We start from the raw sequence: 16,729 nt of genomic DNA, 5'->3' as shown, positions 1-16,729 counted from the left end.
GATGCCAGGAAATTCCGAACGCCGCGGCAAGCGGGTCGCCTCGAAGAAGGGCGCCGTGAAGGGCTCTGGCGGCAAGAACCGGCAGTCGCTGGCCGGGCGCGGCCGAACCCTGCCCGCCGACGAGCGGCCCTGGCACAAGGGGTATTCCGGGGACGAGCAGCTCCCGGAGCGCACCGCCTGGAAGCAGGACAAGGAGCGCCGGGCCGCGGCGGCCGAGGGGCGTGCCCCGAAGGTCGGCCAGCCGGGGACGAAGCGGACGGCCGGTAAGGGGCCGTTCGGCGTCAAGAAGAAGGCTGCCGCGCCCGTGAGGTCGTCGCCGCGGGTCTCGCCGGGGCGCAAGGCCGCGCAGCCCAAGGAAGGGCCGGAGCTGCTCGTCGGGCGTAACCCGGTCGTCGAGGCGCTGCGCACGCACGTGCCGGCCACGGCGCTGTATGTCGCCCTCGGCATCGAGATGGACGAGCGCGTCAAGGAGGCCGTGCGCACCGCCGCCGAGCGGGGCGTCGCGATCCTCGAGGTGTCCCGCAACGAGCTGGACCGCATGACCGGCGGCGTGCTGCACCAGGGGCTCGGCCTGCAGGTGCCGCCGTTCGCATATGAGCCGTTCGCGGACCTGCTCGCCGCCTCGCTCGAGTCCCCGGCGCCGCTGCTGATCGCACTCGACGGCATCACCGACCCGCGCAACCTCGGCGCGATCCTGCGCTCCGCGGCCGCGTTCGGCGCGCACGGCGTGTTCCTGACCGAGCGCCGATCCGCCGCGATCACCGCGACCGCCTGGCGCACCAGCGCCGGCGCCGCGGCCCGGGTCAAGGTGGCGCAGGTGACCAACCTGACCCGCTCGCTGAAGCAGTGCCAGGAGGAGGGGTTCATCGTCGCGGGGCTTGACGCCGACGCGGAGACTTCGCTGTACGAGCTGGAAGCCGCGGTCGGACCGCTGGTGGTGGTCGTCGGCTCGGAGGGACGCGGCCTGTCCCGGCTCGTCGGGCAGACCTGCGACCTGCGTGTCGGCATTCCGATGGTCTCCGAGGTGGAGTCGCTCAACGCCTCCGTCGCGGCGGCCGTGACCCTGGCCGAGGTGGCCCGCCGGCGCACGCAGTAGCTTCTCGAGCTTCCCGGCGTGCGGTTGCACATGCTGGAGATCTTTGTAGGCGACCCTAATATGGGCCGGTGACTCAGCCTCAGCAGGGCTTCGCCATCGGGGTCGACCTCGGCACGTCCAACACCGTCGCGGTGATCCGGCACCCCGACGGCCGCACCCGCCCGCTGCTCGTCGACGGCGCGCCGATCATGCCCTCCGGCGTGTACGTCGACGAGCACGGCTGGCTGCACGTAGGCCGGGACGCGCACCGCATGGCCGGGCTCGACCCGTCCCGCTTCGAGCCCAACCCGAAGCGGCGCATCGACGAGCCCACCGTCCTGCTCGGCGACCGCGAGATCCCGACCGTCGACATGCTGGCCGCGATCCTGGCCGCCGTCGCGCGTGCCGCCGTCGAGGCGGTCGGGTTCCTGCCCGCCGCGGTGCTCACCCACCCCGCGGCCTGGGGCAGCCGCCGCCGGGACACCCTCGCCGAGGCGGCACGGCGGGCCGGCTGGCCGCCGGTCAAGCTCGTGCCCGAGCCGGTCGCCGCGGCACGGTACTTCGCGGACGTGCTCCGCCGCCCCGTCCCCGTCGGCGCCGCGCTCGCCGTGTTCGACTTCGGGGGCGGCACGCTCGACATCGCCGTCGTACGCAACGACAACGGCCGCTTCTCCGTCGCCGGCTCCGGCGGCATCGAGGACCTCGGCGGCCTCGACGTCGACGCCGCGATCATCGAGCACCTCGCGGCGATCATCAACGAGACCACGCCCGCCGCCTGGGCCGCTCTGCGTAACCCCGCGACCACCACCCAGCGCCGCGACCGCCGGCTGTTCTGGGACGACGTGCGCGGCGCCAAGGAGATGCTGTCCCGCACCACCGTCGCCCCGATCACCGTGCCCGGCCGCGACCAGGCGCTGCACGTGACCCGCGAGGAGCTGGAGAAGGTCACCGAGCCGCTGATCCGGCGGGCCGTCTGGGAGACCGGGAAGGTCGTGCACTCCGCCGGGTTGCGCCCCGACCAGCTGGCCGGAATGTTCCTGGTCGGCGGCTCGTCGCGGCTGCCTCTGGCGGCGCGGCTGCTGCACGCGGAGCTGGGGATCGCCCCGACGGTCCTGGAGCAGCCGGAGCTGCCGGTCGCGGAGGGGGCGCTGGCCGAGCTGGTACCGGCCGGCTACCAGACGGAGAGCATGCCGGTTTCCCCCAGCTTCGGCGCTCCGCCGGCTGCTGTCAGTGCTCCGCCGGCCGCGTTCGGTGCTCCTCCCAGTGCCCCTCCCACCGCTGCGTTCAGCGCCCCTCCCACCGCTGCGTTCAGCGCCCCTCCCACCGCTGCGTTCAGCGCCCCTCCCACCGCTTTCAACGCTCCTCCCACCGCGCCAGTTTCTCCCGTTTCTGAGGGTTTCAGCGGCTCGCCGGTTTCGGGTGGTCCTGCTGGTGCTCCGGGTTCGGGCGGCCTTTCCGGCTCGCCGGTTTCTGGCGGTTTTGGTGGTTCGCCGGTTTACCCCAACACTCCCGTGAAGCGCCGCCGGCCTGGGCTGCTCGTGGGGGCGGTCGCGGCGGTCGTCGTGCTTGCGCTGGTGGCCGCTGGCGGGTACTTCTTCTTCTGGCGTGACCGCGTCAACGCCGTCGACTTCAAGACCGTTGCTGGCGCCGGCTCGCTCGATCTCGCCGCCGCCGACGCGATCAGCTATCCGGTGACGGCCACGCTGGGCTCGCGCACGTACGCCGGCTGGGTCCAGGACAAGAAGTTCCACCTCGTCGCCTACGACCTCGACGACAAGAAAAAGGTCTGGGCCTACGATCTCGACTCCGACAGTTACCGCTGGCAACTGCTGCCGAGTCCGGACGGGCTGATCCTGATCGGCGGCGGTACCAAGGGAACATTGAGGCTGTTGAGTGCCTCGAACGGCAAGGAGCGCGCGAAGCAGGACTTCGCCTCCGACGACCGCGTCATATTCCTCGACTCGGTCTGGGTGGTCCACTCCGGCGCCACGAAGAAGACGAACGCGTATGCATGGGATGGCGCCTGGAAATGGACCGTCGACGACGACAAGAAGGGCACGGCCATCCTCGGGCCGGTCAACGCCGCCGACGGCCGCGGCCCGTCCGACCTCTCCGGCGGCCCGACGAACCGCGACGTCAAGTCCAAGACCACATACGTCTCGGTCGACGGCGACAAGATCAACCTGCGGGACGCGTCGGCCGGCGGCAAGGTGCTGCGCAGCTGGACCAACACCGCGGACAGCTACTATTCGGACTACGCGATGGCCGACGACATGCTGTTCGTTTACGGCACCAGCACCAAGTACACGGTCAAGGTGTATGACCTGAGCAAGCAGGGCGAGCCGGATCAGCTCTACACCTCCGACGACAAGCACCGCATCGCCTCGGTCTCGACCTGCGGCAAGGGCCGGTTCTGCCTGCTGGACCGCGCCGCTTCGGACGGTTCCGACACCGTACTGCGGGTGCTGTCCATCGCCGACAAGAAAGAGCTCTGGCACCGCGACGCCAAGGGCACCGACGCATTGGTACCCGTGGGAAAGCAGGTCCTGGCCACGTCGTATCCGAACGGCGACGCCAGCTGGCTGTTCGACGAGGACGGCGGGCAGCTGCTCAAGCCCGAGGACCAGAGTGCGCTGGGCTTGCGGGTGACGAACGGGAGCCTGCTGTTCTTCGCGAAGGCCCCGTCGTCGTATCCCGGGGATGTCGCGCTGGTCGGCGTCACCGCGTCCACGGGCGACCGCGTGGCACTCGGCACCCTGCCGAAGGTCTTCGGGACGAGTTGCTCCTGGAACGACTCGAAGATCGCCTGCGTCGGCGAGGGGAAGCTGCAGGTCTGGGACTTCGCCTGATCCGCACTCACACGAAGGGCGGCGCCGGAAACCCGGCGCCGCCCTCGTTGTGTCTTCAGCGTGCTCGGCGATCAGATCCGGCGGCCGGTCGCGGCGTTGAACGCGTGGTGCGTGTTCGCGTGCGGACGGACGTGCACGATCTCGGTCAGGCGCGGCGTGTTGCGCGGGTCGGCGCGGACGACGAACCGCTCGTCCTGGCCGTCGAGCGCCACGGTGCCGTGCACGTAGGCGTCGGAGCCGAGCTCCTCGACTAGGTCGACCGTGATCGGGATGCCACCGTCGTTCGGCCCGACCAGGTCGGTGTCCTCGGGCCGGAACCCGACCGTCACCCGGCCGTTGGCCCCGTCCGCCTGCGCCGCCGCGATCTGCTCGCGGGTCAGCGGCAGGATGACGTTGCCGAAGCGCCCACCCTGGTCGTTCAGCGGCACGGTCTTGATGTTCATCGCCGGCGAGCCCATGAACCCGGCCACGAACACGTTCGCCGGCCGGTCGTACAGCGCGCGCGGGCTGTCGACCTGCTGCAGAACGCCATCGAGCAGCACCGCCACGCGGTGGCCCATCGTCATGGCCTCGACCTGGTCGTGCGTCACGTACACGGTGGTGATGCCGAGGCTGGCCTGCAGCGTCGCGATCTGCGAACGGGTCTGCACACGCAGCTTGGCGTCGAGGTTCGACAGCGGCTCGTCCATGAGGAAGACCTGCGGCTCACGCACGATCGCGCGACCCATCGCGACACGCTGCCGCTGACCACCGGACAGCGCCTTCGGCTTACGCCCGAGGTAGTCCTCGAGCTGCAGCATCGCGGCCGCTTCCTTCACCCGACGGTCGATCTCGTGCTTCGGCGTCTTGCGCAGCTTGAGCGCGAACGCCATGTTCTCGTACACCGTCATGTGCGGGTACAGCGCGTAGTTCTGGAACACCATCGCGATGTCGCGCGCCTTCGGCGGCAGATGCGTGACGTTGCGGTCGTTGATCAGGATGTCGCCGCTGTCGACGTCCTCAAGACCGGCGAGCATGCGCAGCGACGTCGACTTGCCACAACCGGAGGGCCCGACGAGGACGAGGAACTCGCCGTCACCGATCTCGAGGTCGAGCTGGTCAACCGCGGGACGCGGGGTGCCCGGGTAGACCCGGGACGCCTTGGCGTATGTGACCGTAGCCATAGGGATAGCCACCTTCCACCGGCAGGAACGTGCCGGACGATCCGAGTAGAAGTACCTCCGGCCTGCGGCGGTGCAGGATGAGGAGTAGGGCAACAGTAAGCGGTCGTTGCCCCGCTGCCAAGGTCAGGGTCCGATTTGGTGGTGATTTGATACCTTTCGAGCCTGGGTATCTGGGCCGCGTGCCGGGCCGGGGACCAAGTACCATCAGTGGGCTAGGCTGACGAAGGTCGGCCTGGGCCGACGTGGCGCAATTGGTAGCGCACCCGACTTGTAATCGGAAGGTTGCGGGTTCAAGTCCCGCCGTCGGCTCTTTCTTCCAGACTCGCTACCGCTGGTGGCGGGTGTGCTGTATTGGTTGCCGTTAATGTGAGAGTTAGATGATCTTGTGAATTCGTGCAACTGGTAGCAAGATCGGTAGTAGAAACTCAGGCGCCGTGCCAGTGGCGGGCGATCCGAAGAGCCAGTCGGTGCTCTGCCGGCAGCGGGTGATCGAGCTGAGTTAGTTCTTCTCGTCGCCCTCTGGCTCAGTCGTACTGCGGCCAGACCAACTCGAGCCGGCCGTCTCGTTGGACCACCCAGATCTGCCCGCCGCTGTTCTCATCGGCGCATAGATCAGCCATTCGGTGCCGCGCGGCGAGGAATTCCGCGATCATCTCCGCGAAGCTGAGATTCGCGTTGGCCAACGCGAACAGCTTCACGCCATGGTCAACGACACAGTCGCGCTCGATCGTTACGTGTCGGATCCGGCGGTCCTTGGTCAGGCACGCCCAATGGTGACTGCCCGCGTAGGCGATCCAATTCGTGTCCTCGACCAGTTGCGAGTCTGCCTCGCCGAAGACATCTGCCAGCGTGTGGATCGTCAGTCCGGCCTCGCGGAGCGAGGTGACGACGCGCTTACCGAGGCTGCGGTCGGCCAGAAACTCAAGCGGCACGCCGGGCCATCACGCGCAGTACGGTCTCCACCTCATCGGTACTCAGGTCGTATTCATCGGCGATGTCCTCAACCGACTCGCCGCCGCCGTAGAACAAGTCCGCGATCGTCTCGACCGGGACCTTGCTGGCCTCGAAGACTGGCTGTCCGAAGCCGAAACGCGGATCAATGATGACCTGCGCGGCACCGTAGGGTTTCAGGGTGACCCGCTCGGCGTAGCCGTCGTCGGCGTAGGACACGAACTTGATAGCCGTCTCGATGACCTGCCGGATGCCCACCTGGCCGTCAACCGCCCGCACCCACTCCGGAGCGACCTCGGATGCTGCATTGAACAGCAGGTCAACGCCATCAGTCGCGATGGTGCGAGTGGCGAGAACGTACTCCTCGCCGGTGACCTTGCGGAGCCGGGCGACGCCGGCCCGGATGTGCTGCATAGATAGGGCGGCGTTGCGCAGTTCGCGCAGAATCTGCGCCTCGGCGAGGGCGATGAACGGCAGGCGCGGGCCGTGTGGGGTCTGCGGGGACACCGAGTGCATGACCGCCGCCTCGTCGCCGGGCCGTATCCACTCCTTGATCGTGTTCGGGCTGATGCCGAGGTGGACACCCGCAACCTGAGCAGTCATGAGGGCAGCGGTGAACCGCTGATCCCGTTGCCTGCCTCGACGCGCCACGCAGCGATCCTACGCCGCACGTGAACCCGCTCGCGGTACGCCGCGCCTCGACGATATGCACCTGCGTCAGCTCTCCTGAGAAGCGACCACATGTCGCCAGCGCAGATGGGGCTGACCTCACGGAGGTCGTCGATCACCGCGCTGGGCGACCTGCGATACGGTCAGACAGCCAGCGGGGAGCCTTCCGTAAGCCACTCCCAGGCGATCATCTTGTTGGCCGTCATGTCCGTGTCCTCGGCGTACGTGCGAGTCTGGCGCAGCACCAGTTCGACGGCCTGAGGGCTGGCATCTGGTGGGTATCCGTAGCGGACCAGCAGCCGCTTTACCTTGGTGCGTACCAGCGCTTGCGGCTGTTCGCGGATCCACCAGTCGACCGGCAGATCCTGTAGTTCTCGAACGAGGTCCCTTGCCGATGTCGCCCAGCACCGCATCGCCAAGTAGTTCCTTCGCTGACTGATTCTGCGCGACGGCGGTGTAGAAGGCGTAGTCGTCCTCGGACAGGCCCATCTCGGCCGCCCTGCCACGATCGGCGGAGACCTCCTGTGCCAAGGCCACGAGGTGGGCGATGATCTCGGCGGCGGTCAGGCCGCCAGAGGTGTACCGATGCATCGTCTTCAGCAACTTGTCGGTGAAGCCCTCCTGAGCGATGACGTTGTGCGGGTGGGCCGCACGGATCTCGCGCTCGATGGCGCGGCGCAGGGCTTCGATGGCCAGGTTCGGGCGCTGGCTCTCCCGCAACTTGCGCATGAAGTCTTCGTCCAGGTGCGACAGGTCTGGGCGCTGGATGCCGGCTGCCTCGTAGATGTCGACGACCTCATCCACGGCGATCGCGCTCGCGGTGAGCTGTTTGACATCAGCGGCATCGGCCCGCTCCGGTCCAGACCCGCCGATGCTCCCACCGCCCCAGGTGGGTCCGAAACTCGTGAACATCGAATCCACCCGATCGAGGTGGTACCCGAAGTCGCGACCAAACCGCAGGCCAACACCTCGAACTCGAACGTGCGAAATGGTCCTTCGTCGCGGTAGATCCGGACACCACAGATCAGGGCCGATATGGTGACGAGATGGCGCGACTCGTCCATCTGAACGGCCCGCGGCGCTTTTCGCCGACAGGAACCCCGGCACCCTGAACCTCGATGTCGACGCCCTGCACCGCCTGGTCGGAGTTCCGGCGGAACACCCCCCTCGCTGGGCTGCTGACCGGGCGGGAGCGCCTGAAGGTGCTGGCGGCGTTCGACTCGACCCACCCCCCGGGTGGCGTTGTTCGCATGAGGCGTGGGCAGCTTGAACATGTGCTGCGGGCGGTGTCCGCGATCGTGAGTGATCCCGACGTGCTGGTCATCGGGAGCCAGTCGATCCTCGGCGCGATACCGGAACATCTCCTGTCATCGGTCGTCACCCGCTCATGGCGGGATGATTTAGGCGCTCATGTGCAACCAATTGCACATGAGATGCGATGCGATGTAGGCTGTGCTGGAGGTGGTAGCGATGGCTTCTCAGACTGTCGGGTTCGCGGTTTCCGCCGAGGACCGCGAACGGCTGGACCGGCTTGTGGAGCACTTCGGCGGTGGCAATCGTTCGGCGTACCTGCGCGCCACGCTGAAGGTGATGGAGTCCCTTCGCCGGGCCGAACGGTTGCGCGAACTGCAGGCGGCCAATCATCGGCGCCTCGCCGAGCAGGGTGTCTCCGCTGAAGACCTATCAGACCTGATCACGAAGGCGTACAAAGGCAGCCGCGAGTGAGCCTTCCCGGTCCGGTGGCGACCCCGGTCGTCTTCGACGTGAACGTCCTGGTCCAGGCGATCGCAACCGGCAACAGCCCCTACCTGTCGTGGCCGTCGCCGCCACCGACGTCCGGGAACCCGTTCGCTGATTGTCTCGGCATCGTGAACGATGCGGCCGAGTTCGCGCTGTGGCTGTCGCCGCACATCCTCGACAACACCGTCCGAGTGCTCATGCAGGTTGTCGGCACTCCGAAGGAGGAGGCGGACGACTATCGAGAAATCCTGATCGAGATGGCGGAGGCGTCCGACGGGGGCGTCTTCACTCCGCCCCGGACCGTCCACGACTGTCGCGACCACGAGGACAATCTGGTCCTCGACCTGGCGGCCGAGGTCGGTGCTCTGCTAATCGTCTCCGAGGATGCCGACCTAACCAGCATGTCGCCCTGGCGTGGCGTGCCGGTGCTGCGTGCCCGCGAGTTCGTAGGTCGGGTCGATGCGATGCGCCGGCACCGCCGGCGTTGATCGCCGCTCGCGTAAGGCTGGCCGGCACTACGGCAGCGGTTCGGCCGCTTGGTGCAGGTTCGACCTTGTTCGATGCGGTGACGCGCCGATCGAGGACTGAACGGAGGGCGGCCGGGCTCCAAACCGTTCGACATTGATGCGATCAACCGTAGGCTCACGGATGCTGTTCGACACGGTATAGCTGCTACTCGCAGGGCAATGTCCAGTCGTAGGCTCGCCGGTGTGGTGTGGTGAACTGTCGAGATGAGTCCGAAGAGTCGTGGACGCCCGGCCGGCCGAGGCAAGCCGAAGACCCGCCGTCAGGAGCCTGTCCGGTCGCTGCGGCCCTCCGACCGGCTCGTCCGGGCCGCCCACGATCTGCTCATGTACACCGATCCGCTCGAAGTTGAACAATGGGCCTCTGGCTGGCTCGGCCAGGCCTGGCTGGCCGCCCCGCTCGGCGACAGGGAGCCCGAGCGGACCCTCTGCCTGGAGGTCGTCGGCCGCTGTAGCACCCGTCCGTCGGCGCACGGGTTGGCCGCCGTGGCAGCGCTGCGCAGGGTCGCCCCGCCGAGTGAACGCACGCTGCTTGACGAGACGATCGACATGCTGCGGCAGTCTCAGCCGGAGCCACCGTGGCTCGATGCGGCATTCGCCCCGGTGCGAGCCTTCCGCGCCGTCGACGTGTACGACAGCGAACGGGTCCTGTTCATCGAGTACGGCACGCACACACTGCTCGCACAGATCCTCGCCACCGGCGGGACGCTCGTGGAGAAGTTGTCGCTGCTGCAGGTCGGCGCAGCCGAGGCGTGGGACGGGGCGCGAGAGCCCGGCGAGGTGCCGATGCCGATCGAGGAGGCACCTGTCACCGACGCGTTGGCCGACCTGGCCGGCTCGCTGCGGTACACCGACATGGTCTGGCCGCGCCACGACGACGAGGACTTCGTTGACCTGCGGGCGCTCGCCTGGGCGCGATCCCGTGCGTACCTCCCGGAGCGGCCAGAGTTCGAGCCCCTCGCCGACGGGGAGCGGGCTGAACTCGTCGAGGCGTTCGTCGAGCTGACGACGGACTCCGAGGCATACCGGAGCCTGGCGGACCTCTTTCTCGACTACGGCGACGGGTATCTCAACAATCGCCCGCTCGGCTGGAGCCCCGACGCGGTCGCGATGTTCCTCGCCGACTGGCTGCCGAGAAAGGCGTTCCTCGACGCGGACGACCGGATCGCCCTGCCCGACGCCCTCCGTAGCTGGTTGCGGTTCGCGCTCGAGCGCCGTGGCGTTGCCGACGAGTGGATCACGCCGGTGACCGCCATGGTCGACACGTGGCTGCCTCAGTTCGAGCACGCGGTCGACGACGAGACGTCCTGGGGGCCGGCGAAGCAGATCGCCGCCGAGCTGCAGGCCCGCGGCATCGACCCCCGCGACAAAGACGCTGTCGACGAGGTGATCGGCCAGTTAAACGCGGAACGCCTCGCCAACCGGTTCCGTGCCTGAGTCAGCGAGACCTCGCGGACCGGTTGTGCGCCGTGTCTGGTCGGCCGACCACCACGCGCCACGAGTTGTCCCGCTGCGAGCGGACTGCGGCTGCCGCGCTGGCGATCACTCGAAGTCCTCGCCCGCGGCACGACGCGGCCTCCCACGCGGGTCTGTCGATGGTCGGGTTACTCTGCGCCGGTGAGTTCGCTGAGCCGGTCGCAGCTCGATGCTTTGGTCGAGGAGGCGACTGTTGACTGCTACAACGAGGACGAGCAGCTGACGGGCCTGTTCACCATGATCGAGGACAACCTCGCGCTGCCGTTCACCACGCGGGTCCTCGGCGTCGAGGTCACGGTGCGCCGAGTGGATCTGCGCGGCGACCGGATCGTGGCCATCTGCCATCGGGGTCGCGAGCGGCAAGCGATCGCGATCCTGGACCTTCCGTTACCGGATCCGCCGCCCGACGGCTCGCAGTGGATCGAGGCGTACCGGTACTGGGGCGGATGACCTGTGAGCGAGTACCAGTACTACGAGTTCGTGGCGATCGATCGGGCATTGACGGCGGCCGAGCAGGACGAGCTGCGGGCGGTGTCGACGCGTGGCCGGATCAGCGCGTCGAGCTTCGTCAACGACTACCAGTGGGGTGATCTGAAGGCTGATCCGCGCAAGTGGATGGAGCGGTACTTCGATGCTCACCTCTATCTGGCGAACTGGGGTACTCGTCGGATTGCGCTGCGGCTGCCGGTACAGCTGCTGGATCCGGATTTCGCGGCAACGCACTGCGTGGGTCACTCGGCTTCCTCGTGGGCCACGGATGAGCACGTGATCCTCGACCTGTACAGCAGGGACGAGGACGGCGACGAAGAGTGGTGGGACGACCAAGCCGCGCTCGCGTCGATCGTTCCCGTCCGGGCGGAGCTGGCCGCCGGCGACACCCGGCTGCTGTACCTGGCGTGGCTGTTGTGCGTGCAGGACCGGGAGCTGGACGAGGATGAGTTGGAGCCGCCGGTCCCGCCCGGCCTGGGCAAGCTGTCGGGGCCGTTGCGGAGCCTCGCCGACTTTCTGCGCCTGGACAAGGATCTGCTCGACACGGCGGCCCAGGCCAGCGCGCCCCTGACCACGCAGGCGCCTTCGGCGGCAGCGTTGGCCAAGTGGGTGCGGCGGTTGCCGGTGGCGGACAAGGACGAGGTCATCGTGCGGCTGCTGCGTGGCGACGGCGCGCACCTTCGCGCCGAGTTGCTGCGCCGGTACGGCGGCGGGGCGGTGGCGGAAGCCGTGGGTGGCGGTCGGACGGTGGGCGAGTTGCTGGCCGGGGCCGAGACGCGCTGGGCAGGCCGGCAGCGGCAGGCCGAGGAGCGTAAGGCGGCCGAGCAGGCACGCCAGGAGGCAGCGGCCGCCGCTGCCCGCGAGCAGCGCCTCGACGCGCTGGCCGCCGACCCGGAGCGGGCCTGGCAGCAGGTGGCGGAGCTGATCGCGACCAAGAAGCCCAAGGAGTACGACTCGGCGGTCGAACTGCTGGCCGACCTGAAGGCGCTCGGCGAACGCGACGGCGGGCGCAAGGCATTCCGTGGGCGGATGCACCAGTTGCGTCTGGAACACGCCCGCAAGCCGAGCCTGCTGGACCGCCTCGAACGCGCCGGCCTTATCGCGAGCGCCGCCAGCGAGATGCCGTCATGAGCGCAGGGCACTGTCGGCGGGAAGAGGCTCGAAGTACGTCACGTACGTGACGTACGTGCGCGGTCGCAGGCTGGATGGGGAACGGTTGGAGCGCATGCCCATTGCCGTGCATTTCGACAGCTGCACGGCTGCTCGGGCGCACTTCAAGGATCTCCTCGACGCTGCTCTCTGCGGCCGGGCGGCGACCGTGCAGCGGGAGACAGGCCGGGCAGCGGTCGTGGATGCCGACCGCCTGAGGGTGAGCCTTGTTGGTGTTCTGCCATCACCACAAGTGGTGGCCGAGGACGGCGGCTGGTCCGTCCTTCTTCCGGGGTGCCGGTGGCCGCAGACGCCTCGACGTTCGACGACGCGGTAGACGAGAAGGTCCTCGCCCTTCGTGAGTACGCCGACGATTGACAGGAGCGGCTGCTGGACGCACCGAACCACCGAAACAACTGGGCACTGCTCCAGGTGGTCGAGCTCAGCTCAAATCCATGCTCGACACAACGGTGAAGCTCATCAATGGCGGAAACGGGCGACTTGCGTACGGGGCGTGACACCCGACTGGGTTGAATCGGCGGGCTGATCGAGCAAAGCCGACGCCAAGGGCTGGCGGACACGGGCGGGCGTCGGCACTCTACAGCGGGTAGCCCGTCAGCTAGCGTTCGTGTGTCCCGGCCGTCGCCATGACGGGCTCCGGCCGCGAGAGCGCGCAAACCGGGCGGGCCGCTTCTCCCCGTAGGCGCGTCCCCGCCCGAGCCTCGGAGAAAACCCTGTGACCTACCCGCCCAACCCTGAACCCGGCCTGCCTGACTTCCGGCCCGCATCGGCACCGCCCGGCGGGTACGGCCCCGCCGGATACGGGCCCGGCTCGTATCAGCCGCCGACCGGCCAGTTCTATGTAGCCGTACCACCGCCAGCGCCGCCCGGCCGAGGGCTCCGCGGCCCGCACGCCGCCATCTGGATCACGGTCATCATCTGCGCGACCGTGATCTTCCTCTGTCTGCTGCCATGCCTACTCTGCGGCGGCGCGGGTGTGCTGGGGTCACTGCTTCCCGATCCGAGCCTGTCTCCGTCGCTCACGCCGTAGCCGAACCCCGCCGAGTCAGCAGTTAGCCGGCCTAGGAACCGACCACGAGCCAGCGCCCCGCCGCGTCGGGCGACTTCGGTGGCGTGGCGGGTCTGGGTGTGCGCCGACGAGCAGGATGGCTTGCCGCTGCAGGTCGAAGGCAAAGAGTAGGCGGATCTCAGTTCGGCCGGTCGAGCCGGGTCGCAGTTCCTTCATATTGGCGTGCCGGCTGCCCTCGACCGTGTCGACCAGCGGTCGACCCAGCGCCGGGCCCCGGTCTCGGAGAATCTTGATCGCGGTGTGCCGGGCATCGTGCGGGCGCACGTCGCGCAGGCCTGCGTGGTGCAGCAGCGCCGTTGCGGTTTGCTGCAGAATCGGCGGTCTGGTGAATATTGTCCATTATGGATATTCGGTGACACCGCGCTCGCTGGTGGGTCTACGATCCCCGGTGCCCGGTCGGCGATCGCTGGCCGGGAATCGGGGAGGAAACACCCATATGGCACGCGTACGCAGCATTCTGCTGTCCGCCGGCGCCGCGCTCGTTGTCGTGGCGGCCACCGCACAGCCCGTGCACGCTCAGGCCGAACCTGTCAACCTCAGCCCCACCAAGTGGGCTTGGACCGACTCGCGCAGCCCGTTGACCAGCTTCGTCAACCAGGCCGGGGACCTGCCGGTCGGCACGACGCTCGACGCCGCCGGGAAGACGCACACACGGCGGTCGTACTTCACCTTCGACCTCACCGGGTTGAAGGGCCAGGCCGTCCACCTGGCAAGCCTGTACTCGAACGAGACTAACGTCACCGACTGCGGCGCCGCCGCACCTGTCGAACTCTGGCGCACGTCGGCGGTCAAGGACAACACGGCGTGGAATCGGGCGCCGCAGGAGATTGAGCGGATCGGGCAGGCGTCGCTCGGGGCCGGGAGTTGGTCCTGCCCGGGTGGGTTCGGGTTCGATCTCACCGAGGCGATCGGGGTCGCCGTCGCTCGCGGGGACAAGGCGCTCACCGTTGAGCTGCGCGTCGCGGCGGCCTCTGAGGGCGATCAGCGGCTCGGGCGGTCGGTACAGCAGCCGCGGATCGGGGTGAGCGGCAACCACCTGGCGGTCGCGTCCGAGCTCAAGCTGCAGTATCCGGACGGCGCCTGTGGTACTGCTGCCAAGCATCCGACCGCGGGGTCGTATCCGACCTTCTCTGCGAAGGTCACCGATGGCGATGTCAACGATCCCAAGAACGCGATCTTCGCCGTCTGGGATTCCGCTCATCCGGAGCAGCGGCGGGAGTTCAGCGGGGGGACCTACGGCGGTGGGGTGTTCCAGGCGTCCACCGACCTCAGCGGGTACGCCGACGGGACCCTGGTCGCCTGGAGCGCTCGGGGTTACGACTACACCGACTACGGGGCGTGGGCCAAGACCTGCTACCTCACCGTGGACAAGACGGCGCCCGCGCATGAGCCGGGGGTCGCCTCGAAGCAGTACCCGGCCGGTAACGTGCCGTCGGGCGGGCCCGGGGTGGCCGGCCGGTTCCGGTTCGACGCCGGTGGGGACCCCGACGTGGCCGCGTTCTACTGGCGGGACATCGTCGGGCACACCGGGGTCGTGAAGGCGAACCGGTCCGGCAGGGGCGTGCTTGATTACACGCCGGACAAGTCCGGGATGGCGTCGCTGTACGTGGCCGCCGTCGATGAGGCCGGAAACCGCGGGCCGGAGAAGAACTACCGGTTCTTCGTGCGCAACACCTCGCCGTACGGGTCCGTCGACGTGGCCGGGGTCGGGCTGCCGAGCACGATCAACCTGAACGCGCCGGCGAGCGAGACGACCGTGATGTCGTACCAGCTGCCGGGGACGGCCGAGGTCAAGCTGCCGACGACCGGTGGCAAGGCGAGCGGGCCGATCACGTTCACCCAGACCGGGTACGTCGACATCACGCTGCGGGCCTACACGGGAACGAAGATGATCGGGCAGGGCAAGCTGTCGACCGTCGTCAGCGACGAGCCGGTGGTGCAGTCGGCGGAGTTCGACGTGTTCACCGACCAGGTCGAGGGCGTGGCCGGCTCGTTCACGTTCAAGCCGCGCCGGTCCGGGGTGGTGGCCTACCAGTACGTCATCGGCGACCGCAGCGGGCGGGTCGACGCCAGGGCGGACGGCAGTGCCGTGCTGCCGTACACGGCCGACACACCCGGGTTCTTCAACATGCTGGTGAGCTCCGTGTCGGCCGACGGGACCGTCTCGCAGCAGACGCAGTACTACTTCTCGATCATCTCGGTGCGGCCGTACGTCTACGCGTGGGGACAGACGGACTCGCCGCGGCGCGACGGCGTCGGGATCTCGCAGCGGATCGAGTTCGGCAGCCAGTTGCCGGACCTGACCGGGTTCGTCTACCGCTTCGACGGCGGGCCGGAGACCTCGATCTCCAGCAACGGCGACACCTATGCCTACATCGACGTGACACCGACGCACGCAGGGAACACCACGGTCATCGCGCAGGCCGTGCGGGCCGACGGGAGCCGATCGCCGGAGACGCGGTACACCTTCCAGGTCTTCTCCGGTCCCGTCGTCACCTGGACGCCGGCCGGCGACGTGATCATCAACCACCCGGTGACGGTCACGTTCCGGGCCGCGCTGCCCGCGACGCAGTTCCGCTACACGCTGCCTTACGGCGCCGAGGACCTCACCGTGCCCGTGGACGCGGACGGCACGGCAACGGTGACATACACGCCACTCTCGCCGGGACTGAACAATGTTCTGGTCCGTAGCGTCGCCGCCGACGGGACGGAGTCGGAGCAGCGCCGGCAGTACATCATCGCCAAGGACGACAAGGTCACCGTCTACGGCGCGTGGAACGCGTACAACCCGACGGGCGGCATCGGCATCCCGGGCAACGTGGGCTTCTACTCGCAGCTGGTCCCGGACATCGTGGAGTTCCGATACCACCTCGAGGACGGGCCGGTCGTTGCCGTGCCGCCGACGCCGGAGAGCACTACGACGTACACCGAGATCACGCCGACGCACAACGGGCTGAATACGCTGTACGTTCAGCAGGTGTTGCCCGGCGGCGAGCTCTCGTCGGTGACCGAATACCGCTTCCTTGTCGGTACCGCGACGAAGGTGGTTTCGGCGCAGTACGCGCCCTACGTGTGGGGCGGTGGCGCCGGGGTCGAGGGGACGTTCGAGTTCACGGCAGGCACCGACGGGGTCGTGTCGTTCGACTACCGATTTGACTACGGCGACACGAAGAACGTCGCGGCGGTGAACGGCCACGCCACGGTGACGTGGACGCCTTCGGAGGCCGGCTCGCACAACCTGGTCGTCATCGGCCGCCGCGCCGATGGCAGCACGACCGATCAGACGTCGCAGTACCTGCTCGTGCAGTACTAGCGTTCGAGGACGCGTTCGGCGACGGCGCGACCGAGCTCGGCGGTCGTGCCGTTGCCGTGCAGGTCTGGGGCCAGCGGGGCTTCCCGCGGCCCCAGCCCCAGCATGTCCATACTCGCGAGTATGGACATGACTCGCCTTGTAAGGTCGACTCCGGCCTGTTGGACACGACGGTGGAGAGCTTCGACCGGCACTTCGCGGTCACACCGGTCGAGAGGCTCGTGTACTCCACGCAGACATGGTC

13 protein-coding genes, 1 tRNA gene and 2 pseudogenes are annotated in these 16,729 nt (G+C 68.3%); 9 read left to right on the top strand and 7 right to left on the bottom strand.

The features are described 5' to 3' along the window. Position 1: 1 nt before the first annotated feature. Both rlmB and AB0367_RS29100 read left to right on the top strand, forming a co-directional pair. Positions 2 to 1,096: a 23S rRNA (guanosine(2251)-2'-O)-methyltransferase RlmB gene (gene rlmB / locus AB0367_RS29105; protein WP_366229640.1), complete on the top strand. Its 1,095-nt coding sequence runs from the start codon at positions 2 to 4 to the stop codon at positions 1,094 to 1,096. 68 nt (positions 1,097 to 1,164) lie between these two features. Then, positions 1,165 to 3,924: an Hsp70 family protein gene (locus tag AB0367_RS29100; protein WP_366229639.1), complete on the top strand. Its 2,760-nt coding sequence runs from the start codon at positions 1,165 to 1,167 to the stop codon at positions 3,922 to 3,924. A gap of 71 nt (positions 3,925 to 3,995) precedes the next feature. On the opposite strand, the gene ugpC is transcribed toward AB0367_RS29100, so the two are convergent. Beyond that, positions 3,996 to 5,087: a sn-glycerol-3-phosphate ABC transporter ATP-binding protein UgpC gene (ugpC, locus tag AB0367_RS29095; RefSeq protein WP_366229638.1), complete on the bottom strand. Its 1,092-nt coding sequence runs from the start codon at positions 5,085 to 5,087 to the stop codon at positions 3,996 to 3,998. Positions 5,088 to 5,323: 236 nt separating this feature from the next. Between ugpC and AB0367_RS29090 the strand changes: the two genes are divergently transcribed. Further along, positions 5,324 to 5,396, top strand: a tRNA-Thr gene (locus tag AB0367_RS29090). 215 nt (positions 5,397 to 5,611) lie between these two features. On the opposite strand, the gene AB0367_RS29085 is transcribed toward AB0367_RS29090, so the two are convergent. From AB0367_RS29085 to AB0367_RS29070, 4 genes and pseudogenes are all read right to left on the bottom strand, one after another. After that, the gene (locus AB0367_RS29085) at positions 5,612 to 6,019 is read right to left on the bottom strand and encodes a hypothetical protein (protein ID WP_366229637.1); all 408 of its coding nucleotides are present in this window, start codon (positions 6,017 to 6,019) and stop codon (positions 5,612 to 5,614) included. Then, positions 6,009 to 6,641: a DUF433 domain-containing protein gene (locus AB0367_RS29080; protein ID WP_366229636.1), complete on the bottom strand. Its 633-nt coding sequence runs from the start codon at positions 6,639 to 6,641 to the stop codon at positions 6,009 to 6,011. The genes AB0367_RS29085 and AB0367_RS29080 overlap by 11 nt, the downstream gene beginning before the upstream one ends. A 209-nt stretch (positions 6,642 to 6,850) precedes the next feature. Then, on the bottom strand, positions 6,851 to 7,120 hold the full coding sequence (locus AB0367_RS29075; protein WP_366229672.1) for a type I restriction enzyme endonuclease domain-containing protein: 270 nt from the start codon (positions 7,118 to 7,120) through the stop codon (positions 6,851 to 6,853). After that, positions 7,113 to 7,619, bottom strand: a pseudogene (locus tag AB0367_RS29070) (type I restriction enzyme endonuclease domain-containing protein); the annotation flags it as partial. The gene AB0367_RS29075 and the pseudogene AB0367_RS29070, both read right to left, overlap by 8 nt. Before the next feature lie 540 nt (positions 7,620 to 8,159). Here AB0367_RS29070 and AB0367_RS29065 point away from each other — a divergent pair. The 5 genes from AB0367_RS29065 (at position 8,160) to AB0367_RS29045 (ending at position 12,067) form a co-directional block, all read left to right on the top strand. Beyond that, positions 8,160 to 8,432 carry a hypothetical protein gene (locus tag AB0367_RS29065; protein WP_366229635.1) on the top strand — a complete coding sequence of 91 codons (273 nt, stop codon included), beginning with the start codon at positions 8,160 to 8,162 and terminating at the stop codon, positions 8,430 to 8,432. Next, on the top strand, positions 8,429 to 8,935 hold the full coding sequence (locus AB0367_RS29060) for a PIN domain-containing protein (protein ID WP_366229634.1): 507 nt from the start codon (positions 8,429 to 8,431) through the stop codon (positions 8,933 to 8,935). The genes AB0367_RS29065 and AB0367_RS29060 overlap by 4 nt, the downstream gene beginning before the upstream one ends. Before the next feature lie 243 nt (positions 8,936 to 9,178). Continuing rightward, on the top strand, positions 9,179 to 10,408 hold the full coding sequence (locus tag AB0367_RS29055; protein WP_366229633.1) for a hypothetical protein: 1,230 nt from the start codon (positions 9,179 to 9,181) through the stop codon (positions 10,406 to 10,408). A 180-nt stretch (positions 10,409 to 10,588) separates the two neighbouring features. Further along, the gene (locus AB0367_RS29050) at positions 10,589 to 10,897 is read left to right on the top strand and encodes a calcium-binding protein (RefSeq protein WP_366229632.1); all 309 of its coding nucleotides are present in this window, start codon (positions 10,589 to 10,591) and stop codon (positions 10,895 to 10,897) included. Positions 10,898 to 10,945: 48 nt separating this feature from the next. After that, entirely contained in the window at positions 10,946 to 12,067 is a 1,122-nt protein-coding gene (locus AB0367_RS29045; protein ID WP_366229631.1) for a hypothetical protein, read from the top strand. Positions 12,068 to 13,241: 1,174 nt separating this feature from the next. Here AB0367_RS29045 and AB0367_RS29040 read toward each other — a convergent pair. Then, a pseudogene (locus AB0367_RS29040) lies at positions 13,242 to 13,412 on the bottom strand (type II toxin-antitoxin system RelE/ParE family toxin); the annotation flags it as partial. Between the two features lie 199 nt (positions 13,413 to 13,611). On the opposite strand from AB0367_RS29040, the gene AB0367_RS29035 reads away from it, so the two are divergent. Next, positions 13,612 to 16,488 carry a hypothetical protein gene (locus AB0367_RS29035; RefSeq protein ID WP_366229630.1) on the top strand — a complete coding sequence of 959 codons (2,877 nt, stop codon included), beginning with the start codon at positions 13,612 to 13,614 and terminating at the stop codon, positions 16,486 to 16,488. Here AB0367_RS29035 and AB0367_RS29030 read toward each other — a convergent pair. Beyond that, on the bottom strand, positions 16,485 to 16,616 hold the full coding sequence (locus tag AB0367_RS29030) for a hypothetical protein (protein ID WP_366229629.1): 132 nt from the start codon (positions 16,614 to 16,616) through the stop codon (positions 16,485 to 16,487). The two genes, AB0367_RS29035 and AB0367_RS29030, sit on opposite strands and share 4 nt — an antisense overlap. Positions 16,617 to 16,729: the final 113 nt, after the last annotated feature.

Origin of the sequence: Dactylosporangium sp. NPDC051484 (genome assembly GCF_040689395.1) — a bacterium.
In the GTDB taxonomy this organism is placed as follows: Bacteria; Actinomycetota; Actinomycetes; order Mycobacteriales; family Micromonosporaceae; genus Dactylosporangium.
Note: the sequence above shows the minus strand (reverse complement) of the source record. Positions and strands in the feature narration are given on the sequence as shown.

What these genes read in the sequence shown, in the direction of transcription:
- rlmB (WP_366229640.1), top strand. Translation starts at nt 2, where the DNA reads ATGCCAGGAAATTCCGAACGCCGCGGCAAGCGGGTCGCCTCGAAGAAG.
- ugpC (WP_366229638.1), bottom strand. Translation starts at nt 5,087, where the DNA reads ATGGCTACGGTCACATACGCCAAGGCGTCCCGGGTCTACCCGGGCACC.
- AB0367_RS29080 (WP_366229636.1), bottom strand. Translation starts at nt 6,641, where the DNA reads ATGACTGCTCAGGTTGCGGGTGTCCACCTCGGCATCAGCCCGAACACG.
- AB0367_RS29075 (WP_366229672.1), bottom strand. Translation starts at nt 7,120, where the DNA reads ATGCGGTGCTGGGCGACATCGGCAAGGGACCTCGTTCGAGAACTACAG.
- AB0367_RS29055 (WP_366229633.1), top strand. Translation starts at nt 9,179, where the DNA reads ATGAGTCCGAAGAGTCGTGGACGCCCGGCCGGCCGAGGCAAGCCGAAG.
- AB0367_RS29035 (WP_366229630.1), top strand. Translation starts at nt 13,612, where the DNA reads ATGGCACGCGTACGCAGCATTCTGCTGTCCGCCGGCGCCGCGCTCGTT.
- AB0367_RS29030 (WP_366229629.1), bottom strand. Translation starts at nt 16,616, where the DNA reads ATGTCCATACTCGCGAGTATGGACATGCTGGGGCTGGGGCCGCGGGAA.